The following is a 25296-nucleotide window of genomic DNA, read 5'->3' as shown; positions in this document are numbered from 1 at the left end:
AAGTAGCGTAGGTGTAGACGAAGCAGTAATACGGAACTACGTTGAGTATCAAGGTCGTAAGGATTCAGATCAACTCCGAATGGAGTTGTAACAGTAAGTACCCCGGGCATGCCCGGGGGAATCTACTGAGCTGATATTTTTCTGTATAAACAGATTTAAACGATTGCAGTATCGTCCTTGAAAAATAGAACAGCCAGATAAATTAATGCGATAGGCGGTACAAACGCTAATACAAAGCCAATAACTGCAGCTTGTTGTGCATTTTCCGTTTTTTGTTGTCCCAAGCGGTAGCTAAGGTTAACAATTATCGCAAAATAGATAATAGCAAAAATTAATACAATCAAACTCCACATAACATTACTCCGTGTTTAAAAAGTAGTCTATTGTTAAAATACACCTCATGATTATCGATAGTCAATAATAATTTATCGATAAACGATGAATTTATGTTGATTTAACTGTAATCTTGGATAACATAGAGGCAAGCTTCTAATGTGAATGGTTGATTAAGTGATGACATCACAAGTTAAAGTAAATCTTGATTTTTTGTTGCTTCAAAGGGGAATGAGCTTAACTGAGCTTTCAGAAATTGTTGGTATTTCATTAGCAAATCTATCCATTTTAAAACGCGGTAAAGCGAAAGCTATCCGTTTTACTACGCTGATAGCATTATGCGACGCCTTACAATGCCAACCTGGGGATTTACTGGAAATAGAAAGCTAAATCTTTAATAAACTCATCAAAGGTCTATAATTAGAAGTTCAGCCAATAACGGACACATTCATGCATTATTTCCTTTATTTCATCCTTTTCATTTCTCTTAGTTTTCAATCGATTGCTCGTGAAGAGCAGGAGCTACCTCCGCTTGACCCAGCATATGTTGGCGTTCACGGTATGGTTTTGGTTGCCCATTCATCGCGCATCTATGCCTCAAATATCGCTAAATATAATCAACCGCATAATGTGCAATTAGTATATAAAATAGAAAGCAAGGAAATCCCTTTTCTTAACTTGGTTCGAGATGCAGAGCAGGTAACCATCAAACCTAAAGAATTCAATATTCAACGGTTAATACGTGGCGAAAAGTTGGTAATTACCGCAGACGTCTACCGAGGTCATTATCAACGTGGTGGTGAATTAATTTATAAAGACAAAGCCATTGCCTTTGACAAGTTACTGTATGCTCGTGAGCTCAAAGATCTGGCAAAACCATCATTGTGGCAAGAGTATGATGTTATTGATATAGGTAAAACCGAGCGGATTTATATTCATAAAATTGCTCAACCACCTAGTTTTGAACATCTATTGTTAGTTGATCTTGAAGGCGCTTGTTTGCAGAAGTTCAAAACGTCGGTCATGGTGCCTCAAGAAAATGAAATACACTATAAATTTCTTAACTGTGGCACCATGAAGCCTTTGTATTACGATATTGAAAATTTAAAACTGTCAAAAGCAAAAATGTTTTAAATTAGGGGATTTGACGGTGAAGGGTTAATCTACTCCTCATCGTCAAAGCTTGGTAATACACCACTACGAGTATGTTCAAACACTAACGATGTTTCCACTGTTTGTACTTCATCACGTGAGGTTACTGCGTTGAAAACAAACTGGCGTAAGTGCTCGCTATCTCTAACAGACATATGAATAAAGTAGTCGTAACTACCACCCATATGATACAAACTCACTATTTCAGGCAGCTGAATCAACTCATCACGAAGCTTATTTACAATTTCTTCTGAATACGGTTGTAATCTGATAGCTGCAATTGCCTCGATGTTACCACCGATACTTTTAAAATTAATTTCAACAAAAGCACCTTTAATGATACCACTGGACTTCATGCGTTTTACGCGTTCAAGACAGGTTGATGGAGCGATACCTATTTGTGCGGCAAGCTCTTTGTTGGTGATATCTGCGTCTTTGTACAAAATAGTTAATATGCGCAAGTCAATATCATCTAATTTTTTCATTGGTTAATTCTTCTGTTATTCTTGCTTTTGCATACTACACTTATTTTTATCAGTAAACGCAAGTGTTTTTGCCGAAAAATAAAATAAATGTCGATTTTATAAGATAAATTCCGAATAAATAACGTGTAGTTGATCTGGATATATCAAATGTTAATATTAGGTTATTAATGTACGCTTTTCATTGTGTTCATTAGTATAAAGACATAATATGTCTGGCAGTTTGTTGATTTGTATGGATTGATATGACGATAAAAACAATACAAGATTTTCTTAAATTAGAAGCGGCAAGTGGTCTCATTTTGATGGCAGCCGCAGTGTTAGCTATGGTGGTAGCTAATTCTCCACTTTCACCTTATTACGACTTATTGTTGAGCACACCTGTCGTTATTGCAGTAGGCAATTTTGAAATTGCTAAGCCTCTGTTGTTGTGGATAAACGATGGTTTAATGGCAATGTTTTTCTTTTTAGTTGGTTTAGAGCTAAAAAGAGAATTTCTAGACGGTGATTTATCTCAACCGGGTCAAATTACTTTGCCTTTAATTGGTGCCATTGGTGGTATGTTAGTGCCTGCATTGTGTTATGCCTATTTAAACTGGGATAACCCAGAAGCCATAAAAGGTTGGGCAATACCAACGGCAACCGATATTGCTTTTGCTCTTGGTATTTTAGCTATTATTGGTTCTAAGGTTCCATTACAACTAAAAATATTCCTAACTTCACTCGCTATTTTTGACGATTTAGGCGCAATTATTGTTATTGCTGTGTTTTACACTGATAACTTATCAATTAATTCACTTATCGTTGCAGCCTGTATGTTGGTTATTCTCTTTGGAATTAACCGTCGAGGATGTACTGATACATCACCCTATTTATTCTTTGGGGTAATATTATGGATTGCGGTGTTAAAGTCCGGTGTACATGCAACATTAGCAGGTGTGGTGTTGGCGTTGTTTATCCCAATGCATGGTAAACCTGGTGAGCCATCTCCATTAAAATCGTTAGAACATAACCTTCACTCGATGGTGGCCTTTATTATTTTGCCGATATTTGCTTTTGCCAATGCCGGTATCAGTTTTGAAGGAATAGGGTTATCTGAAATTACCTCACCAGTGCCACTTGGTATTATTGCCGGTTTAGTTATTGGTAAACAGTTAGGTATCTTTGGTTTTTGTTTTGCCGCGATTAAGCTTGGTTTTGCCAAGTTACCTGAGAATGTGAACTGGGGCCTACTGTACGGCGTATCAATGCTTTGTGGTGTAGGTTTTACGATGAGTTTATTTATCGGTTCTTTAGCGTTTGAGCAAACTGCTGACGGTGCAGTTTTCCAAGATAGGTTGGGTATTATCGTTGGCTCATTGATCTCAGGTATTTTAGGCTACTTGTTGATTAAAAATAGAGTAAAACACCTGCCGTCGTCGAAGGGCTAAAAATCTTCCAAATGGCGATGTTAAACATCGCCATTTTTCGTTAAAATACCGCAAAATTGTCTAGCAAGTTGTCTTCATGCAGCACAATTATCAAGATTTAATCAAAATATTCGAACAAACTTTTTTCGAGCAATATAACACGCGCCTGGTTAAAGGCGGTGATGAGCCGGTGTATTTACCTGTTTCTAAACAATGTGATCATAATCAAATTGTATTCGCTCGAGGTTATTACTCTAGCGCATTACATGAAATCGCACATTGGTGTATTGCCGGCGAGTATAGAAGAACGTTGGAAGATTTTGGCTATTGGTATGAGCCTGATGGTAGAACGATTGACCAGCAAAAGGCATTTGAACAAGTAGAAGTAAAACCACAAGCAATAGAATGGGCGTTTAGTATAGCTGCGGGCAAAGGTTTTAATGTTTCTGCAGATAATTTAAATGGCGAAGGAGCAGATACCGCGGCCTTTCGATTACAAGTGTATCAGCAGGTGAAAAACTACTTGTCACAGGGTTTTCCTCAACGCGCTCAACAATTTATCGATGCACTGGCGTCGTTTTATCAAACACCCTCAAGGCTTAATGAAGCCTTATTTGAACTTGATCAGGAGTTGTATGCCGATGTTTAAGCTTGGATTAATCATCAACCCCATTGCCGGTATTGGTGGCAGCGTTGCACTAAAGGGAAGTGATGGTGAAGGAATTGCTGAAAAAGCAATGGCTTTAGGCGCCGTGGCTAAGTCTAATGATAGAGCAAAACAAGCGCTTGAAATTCTAAAACCGTATCAAGAGCAAATCACCATTTACACGGTTAATAACGACATGGGTGAATACACAGCTAAAGCCTTGGGCTTTAATTACCAGATTATTCATCAAGTAGACCAAGATAAAACCACGGCACAAGATACAGAAGATGCAGTAGATGCCTTGCTTGCACAAAATATTGATTTACTACTTTTTGCCGGTGGTGATGGTACGGCACGAAATGTCTGTGCCAAAGTAGGCGATACATTTCCTGTATTAGGTATCCCCGCCGGTTGTAAAATACACTCAGGTGTCTATGCAGTAACGCCCAAAGCAGCTGGGCGCATCGTTGAATTAATGGTAACAAATCAATTAGTGACCCTAACCGAAGCTGATGTGATGGACATAGACGAGTCTCTTTTTAGAGAGGGAGTTGTTAAGGCTAAACGCTATGGCGAAATGCAAGTGCCGGCAGAGCTTAGATATGTTCAAGCGGTAAAAGCAGGCGGAAAAGAGTCAGATGAACTTGTATTGCAGGATATTGCCGCTGATGTGATTAATAAAATGGAAGATGAGCTTTACGTTATTGGATCAGGCTCAACAACTGCATTTTTAATGGAAGAGTTAGGCCTTGATAATACTTTGTTAGGTGTTGATGTTATCCAAGATCACGCGCTTATTGCTTCTGATATTACTGAACCTGAGCTTTATAATTTGATCACCGAAGCGGCTAACGGCGTAAAATTGGTGATTACTCTTATCGGTGGTCAAGGTCATATCTTTGGTCGAGGTAATCAGCAATTAAGCCCTCGAGTGATCAGAGCCATAGGCAAAGATAATATTACGATTATTGCCACCAAAACAAAAATTAATGCCTTAAACAATCGTCCATTGATTGCAGACACTGGTGATGGGGAATTAGATCAGGAACTTTCTGGCTATATGAGCATAACTACAGGTTACAATGATCAAGTACTTTATCCGGTGTCTAGCCCCGAATAACTCAAAGGAATTTTATTTTGATTTCAACTATCGAACAACTTTATACCTTTTTTGACCAATTAGCTGAGCAAGACGCATGTGCTGATGAGCTGTTTGCATCTAGCTATATTAGAGGGTTTGTCGCCTTGTCGGCTAGTGAATTCGGCGACGAAAGCCAGCCAATTTCTGCTGACTTACAAAATAGTGTTGAATCTAAGTTAAATGATGCCAAAGCTGAGTTATCGCCAGACGATAGGCAATTGGTTAATCAGTACTGGCAATCACTTCAAAGTAAGTTTGCTTAATTTTCAATAACATATTTGCGCTTAATAATATCTCGTACAACAAAACGGTTGCTGGATAGGTTAAATAACATTTTTTCGTCAACCGGATAAGGTAAGCCACAGATATCAGCAGTTAATATTTGTGCCATCAAAGGTGCTGAGCACAATCCTCGAGCGCCTAGCCCGGTCAAAGTATATAAATTTTGATAATAAGGTGCTGGTGTTTTGTAATGCCAGTTTTTATCTTTAGCTAGATGTGAATATAGCTCGGGGTGGTCATCTACAATTGCCACAGGCCCCACAATGGGTAAGTGATCTGGCGTCATGCACCTTACCCTAGCTTTACTTTGTTTAATATCACTTAATTGCCAACCAAAATTATTTCCCATTGAATCGGTTAACATGTCGAGATTGTATTTGTCACTCTGTGAAGACGTTTCCAAATCGCTAAAGGTTTTATCAAAAGTCGCGCCTATACAATGTAAATCTTGATGGGCTGGGGTTAAATACCCTTTGTGGCAAATAACGGTTGATAACGCTTTAATGTTACTGTTGCTCTGCACGGCCGAGACTTGCCCTTTTACTGGGTACATTGGCAATTGATTTAACGGGGACAAGGAGATTGAATCAGCACCCGTTGCTAACACTAAAACACTAGCTTTAAGTGGGCCTTTATTAGTTTGAAGTGACCACTTTTTTTCATCAATTTGTTTAATACTTTGTACATTTACATTGGTTTTGATCTTCAACAGCCCTGTAGCATTTGCTGCCTGAATAATGGCATTGACTAGTTCTTGTGGGGCAACCCAGCCAGCGTTTTCAATAAACAATCCACTGTGATCTAGAGTGATTGATGCAAGGTTACTCGCTTGTGTTTGGTCAACCGCTCTTATTAGGGATTTAGGCCAAATGTTATTTGCTTTGATGCCTTGCTCTCGTTTTAACAGCTTTTCATTAAACGATAACTCAAGTAAACCACACCATTGATGCGCAAAGTTAAAACCGTTATCTAGTACCGATTGATATGTTTTACGAGCAGTTACCAAGGCTTTTTGATAAAACAAGCTGATGTCATCTTTGCTTTGATGGATGAGCGGATATAGGGCGCCAACATGATTACTAGATGCCCCCTGCGCAATGGTTTTGTCTTTGCACAAAATCGTAACTTTAATATCTTGTTGCACCAGTGATAGCGCAGCACAGGCACTGGCAATTCCTCCACCAATAATAGTGACATGTTGTGGCTTGTGATTAAGAGGCCTTAGTTGGTAGCCATTGATTATATTTAGGTGTTGTTGAAATTTACCCGTTAGAATTTCTTTCTTTTTACCGCCGTATGATTGGCGCTGTACTCTAAAGCCATTGCTAGTTAAACCGCGACGAACAATTCCTGCAACGGTAAATGTGGCAACACTTGCATCTGCTGCTGACAATCGTGCCATTTGCTCAAATAAGGCATCTTGCCACATGTCAGGGTTTTTTTGAGGTGAAAAACCATCTAAATACCAAGCGTTTATTTTTTGATTTTTTGCTAGTCGTAAATTGGCAAAGCTGGTTGCAGCATCACCAACTAAAATGGTGAGTTTGACATCACCACTACAAAAGTACATCTCAGTGTTTTCAATTACTGTTTCTGGATATTGTTCAACCAGTTCTTGAGCAAGTGATTTTAAATGCGGTAAACAAGCAAGCGATTGAGTAAGTTGAGCTTTAGTTAATGGAAACTTTTCTGTGGTAATAAAGTGCAGCTTGGCGGTTTTTTGCAGTGAGCGAATTGCCTGATAACGTTTCAGCGTTAACAAAAAATTCAAACCGGTACCAAATCCGGTTTCTGCAACCGTTAATAATTTACTTGAACTCTGTATTTTTTGTTCAATATTGTTGCCATTAATAAACACCTGTTCACTTTGTAAACAGCCAGATTCAGTGTCAAAGTAGATATCATCGAACTGAGTTGAATACGGAGAGCCGTCCGCTTGAAAGGTAATATTACTGCTATCGTTCACTTTAATCACTTTTTAACAATTTAGGGCTATACACAGCGAATATTTTACCTATACTTCTACCTCATTGTCATGGTTTGCAATAATCAGTGTACAAGTGTACGCTGGACAGACCAGTATGAGGGGCAAAGTTCTGTATCATACGCCCGAATTTCTATTTTTGAGATGGTTAATTAAATGAAACGTGTAGTGATCACCGGATTAGGTATCGTATCTAGTATTGGTAATAACGCTGAAGAAGTACTTGCTTCATTAAAACAAGGTCGTTCAGGTATCACAAAGTCTGATAGCTTCGAAGAACAAGGTTTAAGAAGCCAAGTTTGGGGTAACCCAACGCTTGTCCCGAAAGACCATATCGATCGTAAAACATTACGCTTTATGGGTGATGCTGCTGGTTTTGCTTATGTTGCAATGCAAGAAGCGATCACTGACGCAAAATTAACCGAAGAGCAAGTATCAAATTTCAGAACTGGTATTGTTGCTGGCTCTGGTGGTGCATCATCAGCTAACGTTGTGGCATCAACAGATACGTTACGTGAAAAAGGCGTTAAACGTGTTGGTCCTTATGCAGTGCCTAAAACAATGTCGAGTACTTGTTCAGCATGTTTAGCTACACCATTTAAAATTAAAGGTGTTAACTACTCTATCAGTTCTGCATGTGCGACAAGTGCACACTGTATTGGTCACGCCGCTGAACTAATTCAATTAGGTAAGCAAGATATCGTTTTTGCTGGTGGCGGTGAAGAACTTGATTGGTCACTAGCTATGATGTTTGACGCCATGGGGGCGTTATCAACTAAATACAATGACACACCAGATCGTGCTTCTCGTACATACGATGCTGATCGTGACGGTTTTGTTATCTCTGGCGGTGGCGGCATGGTTGTTGTGGAAGAGCTAGAGCACGCATTAGCTCGTGGTGCACATATCTATGCTGAAATTGTTGGCTACGGCGCAACATCTGACGGTTATGATATGGTAGCTCCTAGTGGTGAAGGTGCGGTACGATGTATGCAACAAGCGATGCATGGTGTTGAAGGTAAAGTTGATTACTTAAACACTCACGGCACGTCAACTCCTGTAGGCGATGTAAAAGAGCTAGGTGCAATTCAAGAATTATTTGGTAATGATTCTCCTGCTATCAGTGCGACCAAAGCAATGACTGGTCATGCATTAGGCGCTGCAGGTGTTCATGAAGCGATTTATACCTTATTAATGATGGAGCACAATTTTATTGCCCCTTCAATTAATGTTGAAAACTTAGATGAGCAAGCACAAGGTTTAGATATTGTTACTGAAACACGTGAACAAGAAATCAATCTTGCAATGTCGAATAGTTTTGGTTTTGGTGGCACTAACGCTACCTTACTGATGAAGAAATATAAATAGCACCGTTGACGGTCTAGATTTTCATCAAAGCCGTTAACGAAAGTTAACGGCTTTTTTAATGCCAAAAGAAAATATTATGAATATTTATTACGACGAAAATATGCCATACGCGGCACAAATGTTTGCTGGAATGGGCAATCTGTATCCTTTTGCTGGGCGCACATTAGCAGCAGATTCATTAATTGATGCCGACGTGTTATTGGTGCGTTCTATTACTCAAGTAAATGAAGCTCTGTTGGCCAATAGCCCCAATATTAAGTTTGTCGGTACTGCAACCATAGGTTTTGATCATATTGATCGAGACTATTTGACCAGTCGTAATATTACATTTACTTCAGCCCCAGGTTGCAATGCAACCTCGGTCGCAGAATATGTACTTTCCAGTCTAGTTGTATTGGCGGAACGTTATCAATTTTCGTTGCTGACTAAAACTGTTGGCATAATCGGTGCCGGAAACACAGGGACAAGGCTTAGTGAAAAGCTCGATGCTCTGGGAATTACATATAAATTGTACGACCCATTTTTGGCTGAATCTGTTGAAGATAATAGAGTTTTTTCAACGCTAGATGAAGTACTTGCATGTGATGTGGTTTCTTTACACGTACCAAAAACACTTGACGGTGACCATCCGACTTTTCATTTGTTAAACGAACAACGACTAGAAAGCTTTAGAGAAGATCAAATACTGATCAATGCGTGTCGTGGTGAAGTCATTGACAATCAAGCGTTGTTGCATTTAAAGCAAAAAGGTCACAGCCTTACACTTGTGATGGACGTTTGGGAAAATGAACCAAATGTATTAACAGAGCTAATCGCTTTTTGTGATATTGCCACCGCGCATATTGCAGGTTATAGCTTAGAAGGAAAAGCACGTGGCACTGAAATGCTTTATCAGGCAGTATGTCAGTGTATTGATAAACCAGTAGAAAACTTCCTTGTTGATTATTTGCCCAAGCCTGCGATTGGTCATATTGAACTGCAACAAGAATTTGATGAAATAACACTAAACCAACTAGTAAAAATGGTTTACGATGTGCGGCGAGATGACGGTATTTTTCGCCAACAACTAGCAAGTCATGGTTTCGACTATATCCGCAAAACTTACCCCGTTCGCCGGGAGTTTTCTGCAATAACTGTGACTCAAACAAACAATGTAAATGGAACACAAGTCTATCAACTTGGGTTTACTCAGCAATAAACAAGAGCAACAAGAGAGATAAAGGTATGGCTCAAAAATTCGATGTATGTGTATTAGGTGCAACTGGTTTGGTAGGTAAAACTATCATGGAAATTTTGGAACAACGAGATTTTCCAGTAAATAAGCTTTATCCACTTGCAAGTGCACGTTCTGCTGGTGAAATTATTGAATTCAACGGTGAAAGCATTGAAGTTATTGATGCCGATACGTTTGACTTTAGTTTGGCGCAAATTGGCTTCTTTTCAGCGGGTGGTTCAACTTCTGCTAAATTTGCACCTATTGCTGGTGAAGCTGGTTGTATCGTGATTGATAATACTTCTGAGTTTCGCTACGAAGACGATATTCCATTAGTGGTTCCAGAGGTTAACCCTCATGCTCTTGCTGAATACCGTAACCGTAATATCATCGCTAATCCAAACTGTTCTACTATCCAAATGATGGTAGCGCTAAAGCCTATTCATGATGCAGTGGGTATTGAACGTATTAATGTTTGTACATACCAGTCAGTTTCTGGTGCGGGTAAAGAAGCGATGGACGAGTTGGCGAAGCAATGCGCTGACCTATTAAGTGGCAAGCCGATTGAAACGAAAAACTTCTCTCGTCAAATCGCATTTAACGTTATCCCACAAATTGATGTATTCCAAGACAATGGTTACACCAAAGAAGAAATGAAAATGGTATGGGAAACTAAGAAGATTTTAGGCGACGACAATATTCGCGTTAACCCAACTGCAGTTCGTGTGCCAGTGTTTTTTGGTCATGCAGAAGCTATTCACATCGAAACGCGTGATCAAATTTCTGCAGAAGAAGTAAAAGAACTTCTTAAACAGGCTGAAGGTGTTGTTGTCTGTGAAAAGGATGAAGACTTCCCAACTCAAATTGGCGAAGCTAGTGGTGTAGATGCGACATTTGTTGGCCGCATCCGTGAAGATATTAGTCACCCAAACGGTATTAACCTGTGGGTAGTTGCGGATAACGTTCGTAAAGGTGCTGCGACAAATAGTATTCAAATTGCGGAAGCATTGATTAAAGACTATTTAAGCTAAGCCGCAGATAAATTGAAGAAAAATAAAAACTCGCCGTTATAGTTAACGGCGAGTTTTTTTGTTATAAATTAAGAATAAAGCAATAATACTAATTCAATTAAATATTTGATCGACTTAGGCCTCTAAAATCACATTTAGAACGGGTGAATACATTTAAATAAGTGCTTTTTTATTTGGTTACTTAGATAAGTTTTCACGAGGCTTAATAGCTCCCTAGGGCGAGTTTAAAGACTTACATGCCGAGTTGTTGAATTTAATTATGTAGTGTTTGTTCTTTGTAATAAATGCCTCGTCTCTAAGTCGTTTAACTTTTGTTAAGTGACCAAATAGTTATTTAAATTGGTGCAAGACGTGCTAACTTAAAAGTAGCAATATTTATGGTGTGGAATAATTATTGCTTTAATTTTTTCAGTGACAAGCGCCAAACTATTGGCAAATTAAAATAAAAGCTAGGAATACTTGATGCAACAATTGCTTCGCTTGCTGGTTTGGCAAGCTCTCATCATTAGCATTGGCACACTCAGCGTACCATCATTTGCTCAGGAAGGTGGAATACAGATCCGAGGCCCGAAGGGCAGTGACGTATTTCCTTACGATAGATACGGACCTATTACTTCCAACGATACTCTGTGGAACATTGCGTTAAAAGTAAGACCTGATCCTGCGTTTTCTGTTTATCAAGTGATGCAGGCGTTGTATGAAAAAAATCCTAATGCATTTAATGATAACAATTTAAATCACTTAGTTAACGGCCAATATTTATTGATCCCCAGCCGTGATGAAATCGCCAGAGTTAACCCGTCGGCGGCAAAACAAAAATCTGATGCTGATGATAATTCATGGGCGAAAAAAGTGACTACTGATGTTGCTAAAACTCAAGAAAAAGCTAAGCCTCCGGTAGATTCAGTTCAAAAACAAGATCTTGAAAAAGCCAAAACAGAAATTAACGAGCAACTACAGTCTTATGACGCGTCGCAACAAAAACGCTTGGAGACGATACAAAACGACGTTTTAGACTCTATTGACGGCCTACAGGCAATTCTTAAAGAAAATGAAGCATTAAAACAAAGGTTAAACGACTTCACCGGTCAACTAACCAATATGCAAAAAGAAGTTGCTAAAAGTAAAGATGTTGAAACTCAGCAACAACAAACTATTGCTTTACTTCAAGCTTTACTGGATAAAGCGGAAGCTGAAGAGCAAGAGCGAATGTTGAAAAATCAACGTGAAGCTGAGGAAGAACAAAATCTATTTAATAATCCACTAGTTGTTGCAGCTTGTATTGTTATACCAGCGTTAATCGCTATTTTAGGTTTGCTATTTTACATGCGTAGAAAGCAAGGTGAACAGAGCGAAGGACGTCAGCAAGAAATATCCCCGGCAAAAGAAGAAGTCGTGGAGTCGACAAGCGAAAAACCAAAAGCGAGTGAAGAGCTTTCTCTTGATGACGAACTTTCGCTTGATGACGAGCTGTCACTTGACGATGAATTGTCACTGGATGATGAGCTATCGATTGATTTAGCTGAAGATGGTACGACAAAAGAAGATGAGTTGTTTAGTGATGATTTGGAGTCACTCAGCGACCAATTGCTTGATGATGATGTTATTCATTTAGATGACAGTTTGGATGACTTAGATGATTTAGACGATCTTGATGACCTTGACGACTTGGAAGAAATTTCTTTAGACGACAATACCGAACCGGACATTCTTGAAGGTGGCGAATTAGACCAAGACGATTTAGATTCACTATTGTCAAACTTAGATGATGACGAAGAGAGTACGGAAAGTAAGGCTAAAGCCGAAGATACGCCAGAAAGTAGCGATTTAGATCAAGATGCCCTTGATGATTTGTTAGACGAAGCTAATCAAGAAGAAATCGTCGAAATTGAGCAAGATATAGAACTCTCAGATCCTAATGATATTGACGCGTTAATGGACTCAATGGCAGATCAGCCACCGGTTGAAGAGGATACATTGGAATCTGATAATATCGATGATTTATTAGATACAACAGCAGCTGCGCCAGCAAATGATTTACAGGGCGAACTTAGCGATCCAGACGATATCGATGCGCTGATGGAGTCAATGGCAAGCCCAGCGGCGGAAACTCCAGCTGCACCAGAGGAAAAAGATCAAGCGCCAGTAGATGATTTACAGGGCGAACTTAGCGATCCAGACGATATCGACGCGTTGATGGAGTCAATGGCAAGCCCAGCGGCGGAAACTCCAGCTGCACCAGAGGAAAAAGATCAATCGCCAGCAGATGATTTACAGGGCGAACTTAGCGATCCAGACGATATCGATGCGCTGATGGAGTCAATGGCAAGCCCAGCGGCGGAAACTCCAGCTGCACCAGAGGAAAAAGATCAAGCGCCAGTAGATGATTTGCAGGGGGAATTAAGCGATCCAGACGATATTGACGCGTTAATGGAGTCAATGGCAAGCCCAGCAGCTCCAGAGGTAACAGCTCAAGCATCAGCAGATGATTTACAGGGCGAGCTTAGCGATCCAGACGATATTGATGCCTTGATGGAGTCAATGGCAAGCCCAGCGGCTGAAACTCCTGCCGCTCCAGAGGAAAAAGCTCAAGCGCCAGCAGATGATTTACAGGGGGAATTAAGCGATCCAGACGATATTGACGCGTTAATGGAGTCAATGGCGAGCCGAGCGGAAACCCCTGCCGCTCCAGAGGAAAAAGCGCAAGCGTCAGCAGATGATTTACAAGGTGAACTAAGCGATCCAGACGATATTGACGCATTAATGGAGTCAATGGCAAGCCCAGCAGCACCAGAGGTAACAGCTCAAGCACCTGCAGATGATTTGCAGGGTGAACTAAGCGATCCAGACGATATTGATGCATTAATGGATTCTATGTCAGGAAATGTTGATGTAGAAGCTACTGATGTCAGTGACATCGATGATTTATTGTCTACTGATGAGTCTACAGAACAAAGTGATATTATCAGCAGTGACACGGCTTCTATAGATTTAGCAAGTGATGATATTAAGGACATTGAGAACTTACTTGATGCTGATGGTGTTACTGATGAAAACTCTGAGTTAGAGAATTACAGTCAACAAATTGAAAACTTTACTGAAGAATATGTTGCGCCATTTTTATCAGCCGACTTCAGTGATTTGATGACAGATAAACCGTTTGGATTGGATGACGCCCCTGAATTAGCAGAAGCTGCCGAAGAAGTAGAAGTAGATGATATCGATATTGATGCCATCATGGCAGAGGCAGAAGCAACTGAACAAACACTTGAAAATCAAAATGATGTGGTTGATTCAAGTGATGAAGCGATAGAGCAAGTAGAAAGTAGCGAAACTACAAGCACGGAAACATCTGACGAAAATGCTGACGTTACAGCGAATGATGCAAGTGTCTCAGAGGATTTTGATGACAGTATTCTTGCTGATGCTTACAACGAGTTTGACGAATCTGCATTGAGTAATTTACTTAATGAAGAGCCAGAAGATACTCAAGAGCAACATGAAGAAATCACTCCTGATTTTACAGACAGCAACGTGTTAGCAGATTTACTAGCAGATGAAAACTCTAATACATCAGAACCGTCAAAGGAAGCTGAAGAGCTTGATGACATAGAAGAGTTAGATAACTTAGACTTTGATGAACTGCTTGCCAATATCGAAGAAGAAGGGCATACATCTGACGATGCCTTAGATATTGGTGATGACTTAGATGTTGTTTCTGATCTTGATAGTGCATCCGAGCAAGAGGTGGAGTCTAAGCCGCAACCTGAGTCTGGATTGGCGTCAGATCAGCAGAATAAGAATGAAGATTATATTTCTGTTGATGATTTGATTTCTTCAACGCTAGATGAAGACGAGATGTCGATTGAGCCATATGAAAAAACTAATATTGATGTTGGATTAAGTGAGTTTCCAGAATTTACTAGTGGCGTGGATCAAATTGATGTCGACGAAGAAGATGATAATGGAGCCGCAGCGAAACTTGATTTAGCTAAAGTTTATATTGAAATTGGCGACAATGAGAATGCGGAAGTAATCCTTAATGACGTATTAAAGATTGGCGATGCTGATCAACAATATGAAGCTCAGCAACTACTGGATAAATTTGACTAACAAAGACAAAAGCCGCTAATTGCGGCTTTTTTTTCATTCGCAAAATACCTCGAAATAAGGGATAATTCGCGCAATTTTAGATATTAGTTAGTAAGCGAAAATGCGATTTGCATTAGGTATAGAGTACGATGGCGCAAACTATTGTGGTTGGCAGCGCCAAAACGATGTCAGCAGCGTACAAGAAACATTAGAGATAGCCTTATCCAAAATAGCAAATGAGCCCATTGAGGTTGTATGTGCTGGTCGAACAGATACTGGTGTTAATGCAACTAATCAAGTTGTTCATTTTGATACCAATAATTTTAGAAAAGACGTTGCTTGGACACTAGGGGTAAACACAAATTTACCTGATGACGTTGCCGTAACTTGGGTCAAAAGTGTTGATGAAGACTTCCATGCTCGCTTTAGCGCTACTTCTCGCCGATACCGTTATGTGATTTGTAACCGACTATTTCGTCCTGCTATTTTTAGACATGGTTTAACGTTTTGTCATCATCCATTAAATGAACAGCTTATGCATCAAGCGGCGCAACATTTAGTTGGCGAACATGATTTTACTTCTTTTCGAACTGTTCATTGTCAAGCGCCGACAGCTGTAAGAACCATCGAGCATTGCAATGTTTCGCGCCACGGTGAATATATCGTTATTGATGTTAAGGGGAATGCCTTTTTACATCATATGATAAGAAATATTTCCGGTAGTTTGATGCGGGTAGGCCGAGAGCTCGAGTCCATCGATTGGATCAAAGAAGTACTTGAAGCAAAAAATCGCTGTGTAGCAGGAATGACTGCTCCAGCCAGCGGCTTGTATTTTGTCGATGTGACGTATCCAGAAAAGTACCAATTACCTAAACGACCATTTGGTCCTTTATTTTTTGATTAAAAGTGACTATTTTACAGGGCAGACCAGTTTTTAGTATTCAAGTTGCCGTGTAGTGTGGTCTAATTACAGGTTAAATAACGTTTTTACGTTTTAAGTATATACCCGCTTAATTTTTAAGCGAAATTAACGCATTAATAAAAGTGAAATTATGAGCTGGATTGAAAAAATTCTTCCGAAGGCGAAAACGTCGCAAAAACGTAATATCCCAGAAGGTGTTTGGAGCCAATGTAACTCGTGTAACGCTATGTTATACAAGGCTGAGCTAGAACGTTTATTATCAGTTTGTCCTAAATGTGATCATCACATGCGCATTAGTGCTCGTAGCCGTATTGAGAACTTTCTAGATGCTGGTGAAAGGATGGAAATAGGTGCTGATTTAGAGCCTCAAGATATCCTTAAATTTAAAGATTCGAAAAAATATAAAGACCGTATTTCGTCCGCACAGAAACTTACAGGTGAAAAAGATGCACTTGTTGTGATGAAAGGTGAATTACACGGTTTACCAGTTGTTGCTGCTGGATTTGAATTCGCCTTTTTAGGTGGTTCAATGGCCTCTGTTGTAGGCGCTAGATTTGTAAAAGCTGCAGAGTATTGTTTAGAGCATAATTTACCATTAATCTGTTTTTCAGCTAGTGGCGGTGCTCGTATGCAAGAAGCGTTGTTTTCATTAATGCAGATGGCTAAAACCAGTGCCGCATTAGCTAAAATGCGCGAAAAAGGCTTGCCGTATATTTCAGTTTTAACCGACCCTACCATGGGTGGTGTATCAGCAAGTTTAGCTATGTTAGGTGATATTAATGTTGCCGAGCCAAAAGCACTTATAGGTTTTGCTGGCCCGCGTGTTATTGAGCAAACGGTGAGAGAAAAGCTACCTGAAGGTTTTCAGCGCAGTGAATTCTTGCTAGAAAAAGGCGCGATTGACATGATTGTTAATCGTCGTGATATGCGTGATACCCTAGCGCGTTTAATTGCAAAATTAACTAACCAGCCGTTGCAGGCGAGTTAAAACTTTTATGTCACAATCCAGTTTAAGCCACTCTTTTCGAACGCTCGAAGAGTGGCTTTCTTATATAGAATCTATTCATCTTACTGAGATTGATATGGGGTTAACCCGTATCCAACAAGTAGCCGATACCTTGGCTCTTTCTTTTAGCAGTGCAAAAGTTGTCACTGTTGGAGGGACAAATGGTAAAGGGACTACATGTGCCTTTTTAGAAAATGCATTACTGAAAAAAGGGCATAGTGTTGCCGTTTATTCTTCACCACATATTCGGTTGTTTAATGAACGTTTACGTATCAATAAAGTCGATATCGATAATGAGTCTCTGATCCAGGCGTTTAATGAAATTGAACAAAAGCGCGGCGATATTTCTTTAACATATTATGAGTACACTACTCTTGCGGCGCTGTTAATACTAAAGCGCAATCAACCTGACTTTATTATCTTGGAAGTTGGCTTGGGCGGTCGCTTAGACGCGACAAATATTATTGATGCAGATATTTCAGTAATCACCACGGTAGACTTAGATCACCAAGCTTTTCTGGGGAATGATAGAGAATCTATTGGCAGGGAAAAGGCTGGCATTATGCGTCAAAACCGTCCTTGCGTTGTTGGCGATGTAAATCCTCCAACATCCGTGATTGAGCATGCTAACGATATCGGTTGCGACTTATTTTTACGAGACCAATTTTTTCATATTCAATTAGATGGTAATACATGGCAATGGTCTACAGAAAGTGCAGTATTTACCCAATTGCCACAGCCATCAATTCCTCGCGATAATATTGCCACAGCACTTGCGGTTTTAGAATTAGCTCAAATATCGATGAGTGAACAAGATGTTCGTGAGCTAGTTGCTACAACAAAAGTACCCGGAAGAACAGAAATTCATCATTTACAATGTGACGTAATGCTTGATGTAGGGCATAACCCATTAGCGGCTAGATACCTAGCTCAAGTTGTTCAATCTGCTAGTTATCGTCATGTCTATGCAGTATTTGGTATGATGGCTGATAAAGACATTAAGCAAACGATTGCACCACTGGTGAAAAATATAGATACTTGGTTTGTTGGTAGCTTGAGTGCAACCCCACGCGGTGCAAGTGCAAAACATATTCAACAGTTTTTACCTAAAGATTCTAAATCACAAACTTTTGACAATGTGTCAGATGCTTATAAAATGGCGACAGAACAGGCGACATCTGATGACTTAGTGCTTGTATTTGGGTCATTTTTCACTGTAGCAGAAGTTAAGGCATTGTTAGATTAGGGGGCATTTTGTCGACGCCATTTCAAAACCGATTAGTAGGTACCGTTATCGTTGCAGCGGTAGCCATTATTTTTCTTCCCGACTTACTTGATGGGGAAAAGGAAAGTTATCAGGAAGAGTTTGGCAAAATACCTTCGCAGCCGAAAGTAGAGTTTCAACCTTCGAATAAATCGTTTCCAAGCGATAAAATTGAACAATTAGCTCAGGAAGAATTTGAAGACGAAGTTGCTTTAGATGACCCTAAACCTAACGAGTCAAATAGTAGTGCCCAAATTGATAATACTGCCAATTCTAGCGAAACTACAGTGGTTAAGCCTATTGAAAAGCAGCCTGAAAGTGCATCAACTGAAGTACAAAATGATAGAGCGGAACAAGCTTGGGTCATTCAATTGGGGAGCTTTCGTCATAAACAAAATGTTGATGATTTAGTGAATAAACTAGAGAAAGCTGGCTACAATGCATTTACTCGACCAATCAAAACTAAGAATGGTACGTTGACCAAAGTTTTTGTTGGTCCTGAGCTGAGTCATTCTAGTTTGGAAAAGAAACTGCCTGCACTTAAGGAGTTAACCAAAGTGCAAGGTAAAGTTGCCAAGTTTCAACCAACAAAATAATAAATTAATGGCGTTTTCTATCAGTGTTCTGGTAGAATGCGCGCCTCTAATCAATGAGAAACATTATTTATGGTTTGGGTAGACTACGCCATTTTGGCGGTCATTGGTATTTCAACACTTATTAGCCTTGTTCGAGGTTTTGTTAAAGAAGCAATATCATTAGTCGTGTGGATCAGTGCCTTTTTTATCGCGAGCACTTTCTACGCCAAACTTGCCACCCTTTTAACTAATATATCTGACCAACTCCTACGTAACGGCGCAGCAATTGCCATTTTGTTTATCACTACTTTGGTGCTAGGCGCAATTATTAACTATCTTATAGGTCAACTTGTATCAAAAACAGGTCTGTCAGGAACAGATCGGGTTCTGGGAATCGTTTTTGGTGCGCTTCGTGGTGTATTAGTAACTAGTGCTATGCTTTTTTTCTTAGACGCATTCACTCCAGCTGCAACTAGTACCTGGTGGCAAAGCTCTCTTTTGATTCCAGAATTTTCATTAATAATTGAGTGGTTTTTTGAGTATCTCAAACAATCATCCAGTTTTTTAAACCAAGCTTAACACGTCGGGGATAAACTACATGTGTGGTATAGTTGGCATAGTGGGTAACACACCAGTTGGACAGTCATTATATGATGGCTTAACCGTTTTACAGCATCGTGGCCAAGATGCTGCCGGTATTGTGACCATTCACGAAAACACTTTTAGATTGCGTAAAGCAAATGGTCTTGTAAAGGACGTGTTCCACACAAGGCACATGCTTCGCTTGCAAGGAAACATTGGTATTGGGCATGTTCGTTACCCTACAGCAGGCACATCAAGTTCTTCTGAAGCGCAGCCGTTTTATGCAAATTCACCTTTTGGTATTTCGCTAGCACACAACGGTAACCTGACAAATGCTGAAGAGCTAAAACACTGGTTGTATACAGAGGCAAGACGCCATGTAAACACCACATCTGACTCAGAGTTGCTATTAAACATCTTGGGTCATGAATTACAAAATGCTGATAATTTAGAACTGCAGCCAGAGGACATTTTCAAAGCAGTTGCAAACGTTCATAAGAGAGTTCGTGGTGCATATGCTACAGTTGCTTTGATCATTGGTTACGGCATGGTGGCGTTTAGAGACCCACAAGGTATTCGACCATTAGTATTTGGTAAGCGCGAAACTGAAAAGGGCGCAGAATACATGATTGCTTCTGAGTCAGTCGCACTTGATGCAAATGACTTTGAATTTGTTCGTGATGTTGCGCCGGGTGAAGCGATCTTCTTTACCCAAGACGGTCAAATTCACAGTAAACAATGTGCTGAAAATCCAACATTTAGCCCATGTATTTTTGAATACGTTTACTTTGCTCGTCCAGACTCAACCATTGATAAAATATCAGTTTATGGCTCTCGAGTTGAAATGGGTAAAAAGTTAGGTGATAAAGTTGCTAAAGAATGGGCTGACGAAGATATCGACGTTGTTATTCCTATTCCTGAAACTTCGTGTGATACCGCGTTACAAATTGCACAAACGCTAAATTTACCATACCGTCAAGGCTTTGTTAAAAACCGTTACATTGGCCGTACGTTCATTATGCCAGGTCAAGAACAGCGCAAAAAATCTGTACGTCGTAAATTAAATGCCATTGGTGCTGAGTTTGCTGGCAAAAATGTTTTGTTAGTTGATGACTCTATTGTACGTGGTACTACGTCGGAACAAATCATTGAAATGGCACGTAATGCCGGTGCTAAAAAAGTTTATTTTGCATCTGCTGCGCCAGAAATCCGCTTCCCGAACGTTTACGGTATCGATATGCCTAGCGCTAACGAGCTTATCGCTCACGGTCGTGAATTAGAAGACATTTGCCAACTTATTGGTGCCGATAAGTTAATTTATCAATCTATCGAAGATTTAGAAGAAGCTGTGCGTGTTGGCAACCCTGATATTAAACGCTTTGAAACGTCAGTATTTAATGGCCAATATATCACTAATGACATCGATCAAAGCTATTTAGAACGTCTTGATGCAATGCGCAATAACGAAGTGAAAGAACAGTCTGATAAAAATGCGGACTCTATCATTGATATGCACAATGAAGGCTCGTAACAATATCAACTAGCGTATTGAAATAATGAAAAAGGCACCTAATTTAGGTGCCTTTTTACTTGGTTTTAACGTTATCTTAGTTAAGCTATGTATTCGGTATTAAAACCCATACCAAACATAATTGCGCTAATTGCCATCAAGGTGACTAACAGTACCAAACCGCAAGTAACTACCGAACTTGAATAAATAAAGCCTTTTTCTTCCGGAATATTCATCATAATTGGAATACCCGAATACAGTAAATATACCGAATAACTTAAACCAGCTAGTCCTGCGACTGCAACAAACCATAACACAGGATATAAGGCTGTTAAGCCGACCATTAACAATGGCGTAGCGGTATAAGCTGCTAATTCTAGCGACTGCGTAAAATCAGGTTTAGCATCAAATGTGACTGCCATCCATTGTACTAAGTAAGCCAGGGCAAATACCCCTCCTATTAATCCAACATACATAGCAATTGACATCATCATTGCACTAGATTCTGACAATTTTATTACGCTTCCTGTCCCAATAGACCAGCCAAAGTGGGCTGTAGCGAAATAACTACAAATTGCAGGTATTAAAGCGACTGTTAAGATATGTACCAAACTGTACATCAAACTTTCATGACGCTTTTCAATGGTATGCCATTCTTCTTTTGGATGAGCGTATAGCCCCCAGATGTGGTTTAGGATCATAAATTTTACCCTCTTGCTCTGTCCCCAAATAAACGCTGATTGCAGTATGAAGTTTTTATTGTCTGCCAGCGCGAGTTATCAACTTTATATTTTTTATTGTCGATACTGTTATTTATGAGATATGTTGAAGATATAGTCAAGAATAGAGTGAAAAATATACAAAAACTGTAGAGAGGTGGATTTATTTATAACTAAAATGAATATAAAGCTAACTTACTTTGATTCTAACCACTTTCATGAATTCAATATCAAAACCTGCGACAGTTTCTTTGTCAGGGTAATAGGTTAGGTTGACTCTTTGTCCTTTTAAAGTTTTATAAACGGTTTTTCGTTTAAATTTAAATGGAACATCAACATTTTCTATCATTAAGGTGTTAATAAACCAATCGCCATCTTCTCGTTGAACGTGTGAACACACTTTTTGATATTCGCTGTGGATCAGATTTTTATGCTTTTTCAGTAAATCTTTTGCAGTTTTCATGACAATCGTTGAGAACAAGTTTAACGGCTATGGTACCTCAAAAGACAAGTGATTGTGAACAAAGGGAACAACACAAGCAATATATGTTTTAGCGCAATAAAGAGGTTAAATAAGCTGCTTTAAATTTGCTGGGCTTTGTTATAATACACGCCATTTTTTATTTTATGTGGTTAGATCATGGACACTCTATTAGCGCCTATTTTAAATTTTCTAAAATGTGAAACACCTGATGCTTGGATTGAAAAAGCAAAGCAACCTGAAAGTTTGCCTGTGGTGTTAATTGATCATTTAATCTGTGAGCTTAAAGCCGCACAAAGTGCTATGTATTTGATTCGAAAGTACGCTGTTGATAAAGAAAGCGGTGATGCGTTGCTTGAGTGGCTAGAGCCTTTTGAACGCTTAGTTTATAAAAAAGAAGGTAATTGGCGAGAATTAGCTGAAAAGAACAAGTTGTCTAAATCAATGTTGCCTAAATCTAATTCGCCCTATGGACAAGATCTCATCGATAAGATGGTGTTGTTGATAAAAGAAGAATTACACCATTTTTATCAAGTATTAGAAATTATGGATGAATACGGTATTCAATATGAAAGTATCACACCTGCTAGATACGCCAAGGGCATGATAAGAAATGTCACTACCTATGAGCCAAATACCATGATAGATAAGCTGATTATTGGAGCATATATTGAAGCACGCTCATGTGAACGATTTGCCAAATTAGCGCCTCATGTTGATAAACGCCTTGGGGATTTTTATATTTCACTGCTTCGCTCAGAAGCCCGTCATTACCAAGATTATTTAACATTGGCTGAAGAAATTGCAGGTGAGGATATATCAGACAGAGTTAAGTTTTTTGGTGATATTGAAGCTGAATTAATATCCTCACCGGATAAAGATTTTAAATTTCACAGTGGCGTGCCTGCTTAAGTAACAGTTTTAGATAAGACTATTTTAAATAGTTAACTAATTGCTGGTATTTTTAACATACAACCTAAAGCCAATCATAATAATACTATTTTACTTTCAGCGGTGGTTCAAATATGCACTACCAATGATTAAAAGTTGACCTTTTTCTACGAGGGTGTTAGTAATTAAAGTTGATATATAGGGAAAAACAATAAAATAGGATCATTATGAAAACACTCATCGCTTTATTATTCACTTTTCTTTGCATGCTATATTCACCAAGGACAATCGCCGACAACACGTCTTTTTGTGCATCAGATTGTAGTTATGAAATTAGAATGTTTCGTAAATATACCAAACAAGGTTCTTCATTAGCTGAACTAAGTTTAGGGATCATGTACATACAAGGTAAGGGAACAGAAAGAAACATAGAAACAGGTATTCGCCATATAACTCGTGCAGCGCAAGAAAATGAACCCGCTGCAATTTATCAATTAGGTTACATGTATTTATTTGGTATGTTCGTCGAACAAGATGTTGATAGAGCAAAATTGCTATTGAAAAAAGCAAGAAATCGAGGAGTTTTGAGCGCTCGTAAATATTTAGAACTAATTGATAAAAATGAAAATGGAGAACTAAGTAGTATTACGTTAGAAGCTCATCGTGAAAATGAAAAAAAGGAAGAACTTGTTTCTGCGGTGAATGATGCAAAGCGTCGAGCGTTAGCAGGTGATATAGAGGTCATTGTGGTAGATGGTGGCTTTGATTATAGACAAGTTGTTGAAGCGGCAGATTCACAAGTTTGCCGAGAAAAATCGTGTGGGCCTGGGTGGTCTTTTGTGTTGATGCCAATGGTCAAATTGACACCTGTTGTTGAGCAAATATTGTTTGGAAAGGCAGCTAGCTACGCTCGCTTTTTTAAATCGCAAACGGCGTAACCAAATTATAGTTAAAACGCCTTTGTGATTAGTTGTTGATTATGGTTATTGGCCACTAATATTGAACCCTGCTCGTACCAATCGCCAAGTACTATGCGTTTAGCGTTCTTATTATTGGCCGATAGGCTATGTATCGCTGGTCGGTGGGTGTGACCATGGATCATTAACTGGCAACCATACTTTTCTAAGTTAGTGAAAACTTCTTCAGGCGTTACGTCCATAATATCTTGCGCTTTCATCGCAGTCGATGCTGCGCTTTTTTTGCGATAGTTTTCTGCGATATTTCGCCTAACAAAAAGCGGTAGGCTCTTAATCATTGCTTGCCACCACCAGCTTCGAGATTTTTTGCGAAACTTTTGGTATTCAACATCGCGAGTGCACAGGGTATCACCGTGCAAAATGATGGCTTTTTCACCATGTAAATCTATTTCAGCCACCTCAGGTAAAATAGTCATGCCACAGCGTTTGGCATACTTTTTACCCAATAAAAAATCTCTATTGCCATGTATATAAAATATTTCAACGCCTTTATCGGCTAATGCCTTAAGCGCTGCGGCAACTTGTTGAATAAACTCGGAGGTATCATCGTCACCAATCCAGTATTCAAATAGGTCACCTAAAATGTATAAAGTAGAAGCGTTTACTGCATCTTCTTGCAAAAAAGATAAAAAACAGGCCGTGATATCAGGCCTGTTTTGTGCAAGATGCAAGTCAGCTATAAAGTACGTGCAATCTGACATGCGTAAATTAAATTACCTTATTCAACAATGGTATTGTTGATGATGATTTCTTCTTTTGGCACATCATCATGGAAACCAAAACGGCCTGTTTCAACTAAAGTCATCTTATCGACAATGTCCATGCCTTCAACAACTTCACCAAATACACAGTAACCCCAACCTTGAACTGACTCATTTTTGAAGTCTAAAAAGTCGTTATCAACTAAGTTGATAAAAAACTGTGCCGATGCTGAATGAGGATCTTGTGTACGCGCCATGGCTAACGTTCCACGTTTATTAGATAAGCCATTATTTGCTTCATTTTCAATGCTTGCGCGCGTGTCTTTTTCTTCCATTCCCGAAGCAAAACCACCGCCTTGAGCCATAAAGCCTTTAATAACGCGGTGGAAAATAGTGCCATTGTAGTAACCATCTTTGGCATATTGTGCAAAGTTTTCAGCGGTAACAGGCGCTTTGTCAAAGTCTAAAGCAATTTTGATATCGCCTAATGAAGTTTGAAAAGTAATCATATTAAATACTCTTTTAAATTTAGTGC

25 protein-coding genes are annotated in these 25296 nt (G+C 39.3%); 18 read left to right on the top strand and 7 right to left on the bottom strand.

The window, feature by feature from the left end:
* Positions 1-155: 155 nt before the first annotated feature.
* Positions 156-353: a hypothetical protein gene (locus IE199_RS14810; RefSeq protein WP_189772020.1), complete on the bottom strand. Its 198-nt coding sequence runs from the start codon at positions 351-353 to the stop codon at positions 156-158.
* 160 nt (positions 354-513) lie between these two features.
* Here IE199_RS14810 and IE199_RS14805 point away from each other — a divergent pair, with 160 nt between their 5' ends.
* On the top strand, positions 514-723 hold the full coding sequence (locus IE199_RS14805) for a helix-turn-helix domain-containing protein (protein ID WP_189772050.1): 210 nt from the start codon (positions 514-516) through the stop codon (positions 721-723).
* Positions 724-783: 60 nt separating this feature from the next.
* On the top strand, positions 784-1467 hold the full coding sequence (locus IE199_RS14800; RefSeq protein ID WP_189772018.1) for a hypothetical protein: 684 nt from the start codon (positions 784-786) through the stop codon (positions 1465-1467).
* A 29-nt stretch (positions 1468-1496) separates the two neighbouring features.
* Here IE199_RS14800 and IE199_RS14795 read toward each other — a convergent pair whose 3' ends face one another.
* On the bottom strand, positions 1497-1970 hold the full coding sequence (locus IE199_RS14795; protein ID WP_189772016.1) for an Lrp/AsnC family transcriptional regulator: 474 nt from the start codon (positions 1968-1970) through the stop codon (positions 1497-1499).
* Positions 1971-2212: 242 nt separating this feature from the next.
* Between IE199_RS14795 and nhaA the strand changes: the two genes are divergently transcribed.
* The 4 genes from nhaA (at position 2213) to IE199_RS14775 (ending at position 5426) form a co-directional block, all read left to right on the top strand.
* On the top strand, positions 2213-3397 hold the full coding sequence (gene nhaA, locus IE199_RS14790) for a Na+/H+ antiporter NhaA (protein ID WP_189772015.1): 1185 nt from the start codon (positions 2213-2215) through the stop codon (positions 3395-3397).
* Between the two features lie 76 nt (positions 3398-3473).
* Positions 3474-4025 (top strand): elongation factor P hydroxylase, encoded by a 552-nt coding sequence (locus tag IE199_RS14785; RefSeq protein ID WP_189772013.1) that lies wholly within the window; start codon positions 3474-3476, stop codon positions 4023-4025.
* Positions 4012-5142, top strand: coding sequence for an ATP-NAD kinase family protein (locus tag IE199_RS14780; protein WP_189772011.1), 1131 nt, complete (start codon positions 4012-4014; stop codon positions 5140-5142). Before IE199_RS14785 ends, IE199_RS14780 begins: the two co-directional genes overlap by 14 nt.
* A 17-nt stretch (positions 5143-5159) precedes the next feature.
* The gene (locus IE199_RS14775; RefSeq protein ID WP_189772009.1) at positions 5160-5426 is read left to right on the top strand and encodes a YfcL family protein; all 267 of its coding nucleotides are present in this window, start codon (positions 5160-5162) and stop codon (positions 5424-5426) included.
* On the opposite strand, the gene mnmC is transcribed toward IE199_RS14775, so the two are convergent.
* Complete coding sequence (gene mnmC, locus IE199_RS14770) at positions 5423-7411, bottom strand: bifunctional tRNA (5-methylaminomethyl-2-thiouridine)(34)-methyltransferase MnmC2/FAD-dependent 5-carboxymethylaminomethyl-2-thiouridine(34) oxidoreductase MnmC1 (protein ID WP_229854745.1); 1989 nt, start codon at positions 7409-7411, stop codon at positions 5423-5425. The two genes, IE199_RS14775 and mnmC, sit on opposite strands and share 4 nt — an antisense overlap.
* A gap of 174 nt (positions 7412-7585) precedes the next feature.
* Between mnmC and fabB the strand changes: the two genes are divergently transcribed.
* The 10 genes from fabB to purF all read left to right on the top strand — a co-directional run bounded on the left by fabB (position 7586) and on the right by purF (position 21013).
* Entirely contained in the window at positions 7586-8797 is a 1212-nt protein-coding gene (gene fabB / locus IE199_RS14765) for a beta-ketoacyl-ACP synthase I (protein ID WP_189772005.1), read from the top strand.
* A 76-nt stretch (positions 8798-8873) separates the two neighbouring features.
* Entirely contained in the window at positions 8874-9995 is a 1122-nt protein-coding gene (locus IE199_RS14760; protein ID WP_189772003.1) for a 4-phosphoerythronate dehydrogenase, read from the top strand.
* A 26-nt stretch (positions 9996-10021) separates the two neighbouring features.
* The gene (locus tag IE199_RS14755) at positions 10022-11041 is read left to right on the top strand and encodes an aspartate-semialdehyde dehydrogenase (protein WP_189772001.1); all 1020 of its coding nucleotides are present in this window, start codon (positions 10022-10024) and stop codon (positions 11039-11041) included.
* Between the two features lie 462 nt (positions 11042-11503).
* A complete protein-coding gene (locus tag IE199_RS14750; protein WP_189771992.1) occupies positions 11504-15154 on the top strand; it encodes a FimV/HubP family polar landmark protein in 3651 nt (1216 codons plus the stop codon).
* 100 nt (positions 15155-15254) lie between these two features.
* Positions 15255-16037 carry a tRNA pseudouridine(38-40) synthase TruA gene (gene truA, locus IE199_RS14745; RefSeq protein WP_189771989.1) on the top strand — a complete coding sequence of 261 codons (783 nt, stop codon included), beginning with the start codon at positions 15255-15257 and terminating at the stop codon, positions 16035-16037.
* A 148-nt stretch (positions 16038-16185) separates the two neighbouring features.
* A complete protein-coding gene (accD, locus tag IE199_RS14740; protein ID WP_189771988.1) occupies positions 16186-17043 on the top strand; it encodes an acetyl-CoA carboxylase, carboxyltransferase subunit beta in 858 nt (285 codons plus the stop codon).
* Between the two features lie 7 nt (positions 17044-17050).
* On the top strand, positions 17051-18307 hold the full coding sequence (folC, locus tag IE199_RS14735) for a bifunctional tetrahydrofolate synthase/dihydrofolate synthase (protein ID WP_189771986.1): 1257 nt from the start codon (positions 17051-17053) through the stop codon (positions 18305-18307).
* Between the two features lie 8 nt (positions 18308-18315).
* The gene (locus IE199_RS14730; RefSeq protein ID WP_189771984.1) at positions 18316-18921 is read left to right on the top strand and encodes an SPOR domain-containing protein; all 606 of its coding nucleotides are present in this window, start codon (positions 18316-18318) and stop codon (positions 18919-18921) included.
* A 69-nt stretch (positions 18922-18990) separates the two neighbouring features.
* On the top strand, positions 18991-19479 hold the full coding sequence (locus tag IE199_RS14725; RefSeq protein WP_189771982.1) for a CvpA family protein: 489 nt from the start codon (positions 18991-18993) through the stop codon (positions 19477-19479).
* A 19-nt stretch (positions 19480-19498) separates the two neighbouring features.
* On the top strand, positions 19499-21013 hold the full coding sequence (gene purF / locus IE199_RS14720) for an amidophosphoribosyltransferase (RefSeq protein WP_189771980.1): 1515 nt from the start codon (positions 19499-19501) through the stop codon (positions 21011-21013).
* Positions 21014-21093: 80 nt separating this feature from the next.
* Here the strand turns inward: purF and IE199_RS14715 are convergent, their stop codons facing one another.
* Positions 21094-21693, bottom strand: coding sequence for a Yip1 family protein (locus IE199_RS14715; RefSeq protein WP_189771978.1), 600 nt, complete (start codon positions 21691-21693; stop codon positions 21094-21096).
* A 208-nt stretch (positions 21694-21901) separates the two neighbouring features.
* Complete coding sequence (locus tag IE199_RS14710) at positions 21902-22174, bottom strand: hypothetical protein (RefSeq protein WP_189771975.1); 273 nt, start codon at positions 22172-22174, stop codon at positions 21902-21904.
* A 177-nt stretch (positions 22175-22351) separates the two neighbouring features.
* Between IE199_RS14710 and miaE the strand changes: the two genes are divergently transcribed.
* Both miaE and IE199_RS14700 read left to right on the top strand, forming a co-directional pair.
* Positions 22352-23104, top strand: coding sequence for a tRNA isopentenyl-2-thiomethyl-A-37 hydroxylase MiaE (gene miaE, locus IE199_RS14705; protein ID WP_189771973.1), 753 nt, complete (start codon positions 22352-22354; stop codon positions 23102-23104).
* 206 nt (positions 23105-23310) lie between these two features.
* On the top strand, positions 23311-24021 hold the full coding sequence (locus IE199_RS14700) for a tetratricopeptide repeat protein (protein ID WP_189771971.1): 711 nt from the start codon (positions 23311-23313) through the stop codon (positions 24019-24021).
* 11 nt (positions 24022-24032) lie between these two features.
* Here the strand turns inward: IE199_RS14700 and lpxH are convergent, their stop codons facing one another.
* Entirely contained in the window at positions 24033-24761 is a 729-nt protein-coding gene (gene lpxH / locus IE199_RS14695) for a UDP-2,3-diacylglucosamine diphosphatase (RefSeq protein WP_189771969.1), read from the bottom strand.
* Between the two features lie 17 nt (positions 24762-24778).
* The gene (locus IE199_RS14690) at positions 24779-25270 is read right to left on the bottom strand and encodes a peptidylprolyl isomerase (protein ID WP_189771966.1); all 492 of its coding nucleotides are present in this window, start codon (positions 25268-25270) and stop codon (positions 24779-24781) included.
* Positions 25271-25296 lie beyond the last annotated feature (26 nt).

It is taken from the genome of Thalassotalea marina (assembly GCF_014656435.1).
Lineage (GTDB): Bacteria > Pseudomonadota > Gammaproteobacteria > Enterobacterales > Alteromonadaceae > Thalassotalea_C > Thalassotalea_C marina.
Note: the sequence above shows the minus strand (reverse complement) of the source record. Positions and strands in the feature narration are given on the sequence as shown.

Coding starts and splice junctions, on each gene's coding strand:
- truA (WP_189771989.1), top strand. CDS start 15,255: ATGCGATTTGCATTAGGTATAGAGTACGATGGCGCAAACTATTGTGGT.
- IE199_RS14805 (WP_189772050.1), top strand. CDS start 514: ATGACATCACAAGTTAAAGTAAATCTTGATTTTTTGTTGCTTCAAAGG.
- IE199_RS14810 (WP_189772020.1), bottom strand. CDS start 353: ATGTGGAGTTTGATTGTATTAATTTTTGCTATTATCTATTTTGCGATA.
- nhaA (WP_189772015.1), top strand. CDS start 2,213: ATGACGATAAAAACAATACAAGATTTTCTTAAATTAGAAGCGGCAAGT.
- fabB (WP_189772005.1), top strand. CDS start 7,586: ATGAAACGTGTAGTGATCACCGGATTAGGTATCGTATCTAGTATTGGT.
- accD (WP_189771988.1), top strand. CDS start 16,186: ATGAGCTGGATTGAAAAAATTCTTCCGAAGGCGAAAACGTCGCAAAAA.
- IE199_RS14725 (WP_189771982.1), top strand. CDS start 18,991: ATGGTTTGGGTAGACTACGCCATTTTGGCGGTCATTGGTATTTCAACA.
- IE199_RS14755 (WP_189772001.1), top strand. CDS start 10,022: ATGGCTCAAAAATTCGATGTATGTGTATTAGGTGCAACTGGTTTGGTA.
- folC (WP_189771986.1), top strand. CDS start 17,051: ATGTCACAATCCAGTTTAAGCCACTCTTTTCGAACGCTCGAAGAGTGG.
- IE199_RS14715 (WP_189771978.1), bottom strand. CDS start 21,693: ATGATCCTAAACCACATCTGGGGGCTATACGCTCATCCAAAAGAAGAA.
- IE199_RS14800 (WP_189772018.1), top strand. CDS start 784: ATGCATTATTTCCTTTATTTCATCCTTTTCATTTCTCTTAGTTTTCAA.
- IE199_RS14760 (WP_189772003.1), top strand. CDS start 8,874: ATGAATATTTATTACGACGAAAATATGCCATACGCGGCACAAATGTTT.
- miaE (WP_189771973.1), top strand. CDS start 22,352: ATGGACACTCTATTAGCGCCTATTTTAAATTTTCTAAAATGTGAAACA.
- IE199_RS14710 (WP_189771975.1), bottom strand. CDS start 22,174: ATGAAAACTGCAAAAGATTTACTGAAAAAGCATAAAAATCTGATCCAC.
- IE199_RS14795 (WP_189772016.1), bottom strand. CDS start 1,970: ATGAAAAAATTAGATGATATTGACTTGCGCATATTAACTATTTTGTAC.
- IE199_RS14780 (WP_189772011.1), top strand. CDS start 4,012: ATGCCGATGTTTAAGCTTGGATTAATCATCAACCCCATTGCCGGTATT.
- lpxH (WP_189771969.1), bottom strand. CDS start 24,761: ATGTCAGATTGCACGTACTTTATAGCTGACTTGCATCTTGCACAAAAC.
- IE199_RS14690 (WP_189771966.1), bottom strand. CDS start 25,270: ATGATTACTTTTCAAACTTCATTAGGCGATATCAAAATTGCTTTAGAC.
- purF (WP_189771980.1), top strand. CDS start 19,499: ATGTGTGGTATAGTTGGCATAGTGGGTAACACACCAGTTGGACAGTCA.
- IE199_RS14785 (WP_189772013.1), top strand. CDS start 3,474: ATGCAGCACAATTATCAAGATTTAATCAAAATATTCGAACAAACTTTT.
- IE199_RS14700 (WP_189771971.1), top strand. CDS start 23,311: ATGAAAACACTCATCGCTTTATTATTCACTTTTCTTTGCATGCTATAT.
- IE199_RS14750 (WP_189771992.1), top strand. CDS start 11,504: ATGCAACAATTGCTTCGCTTGCTGGTTTGGCAAGCTCTCATCATTAGC.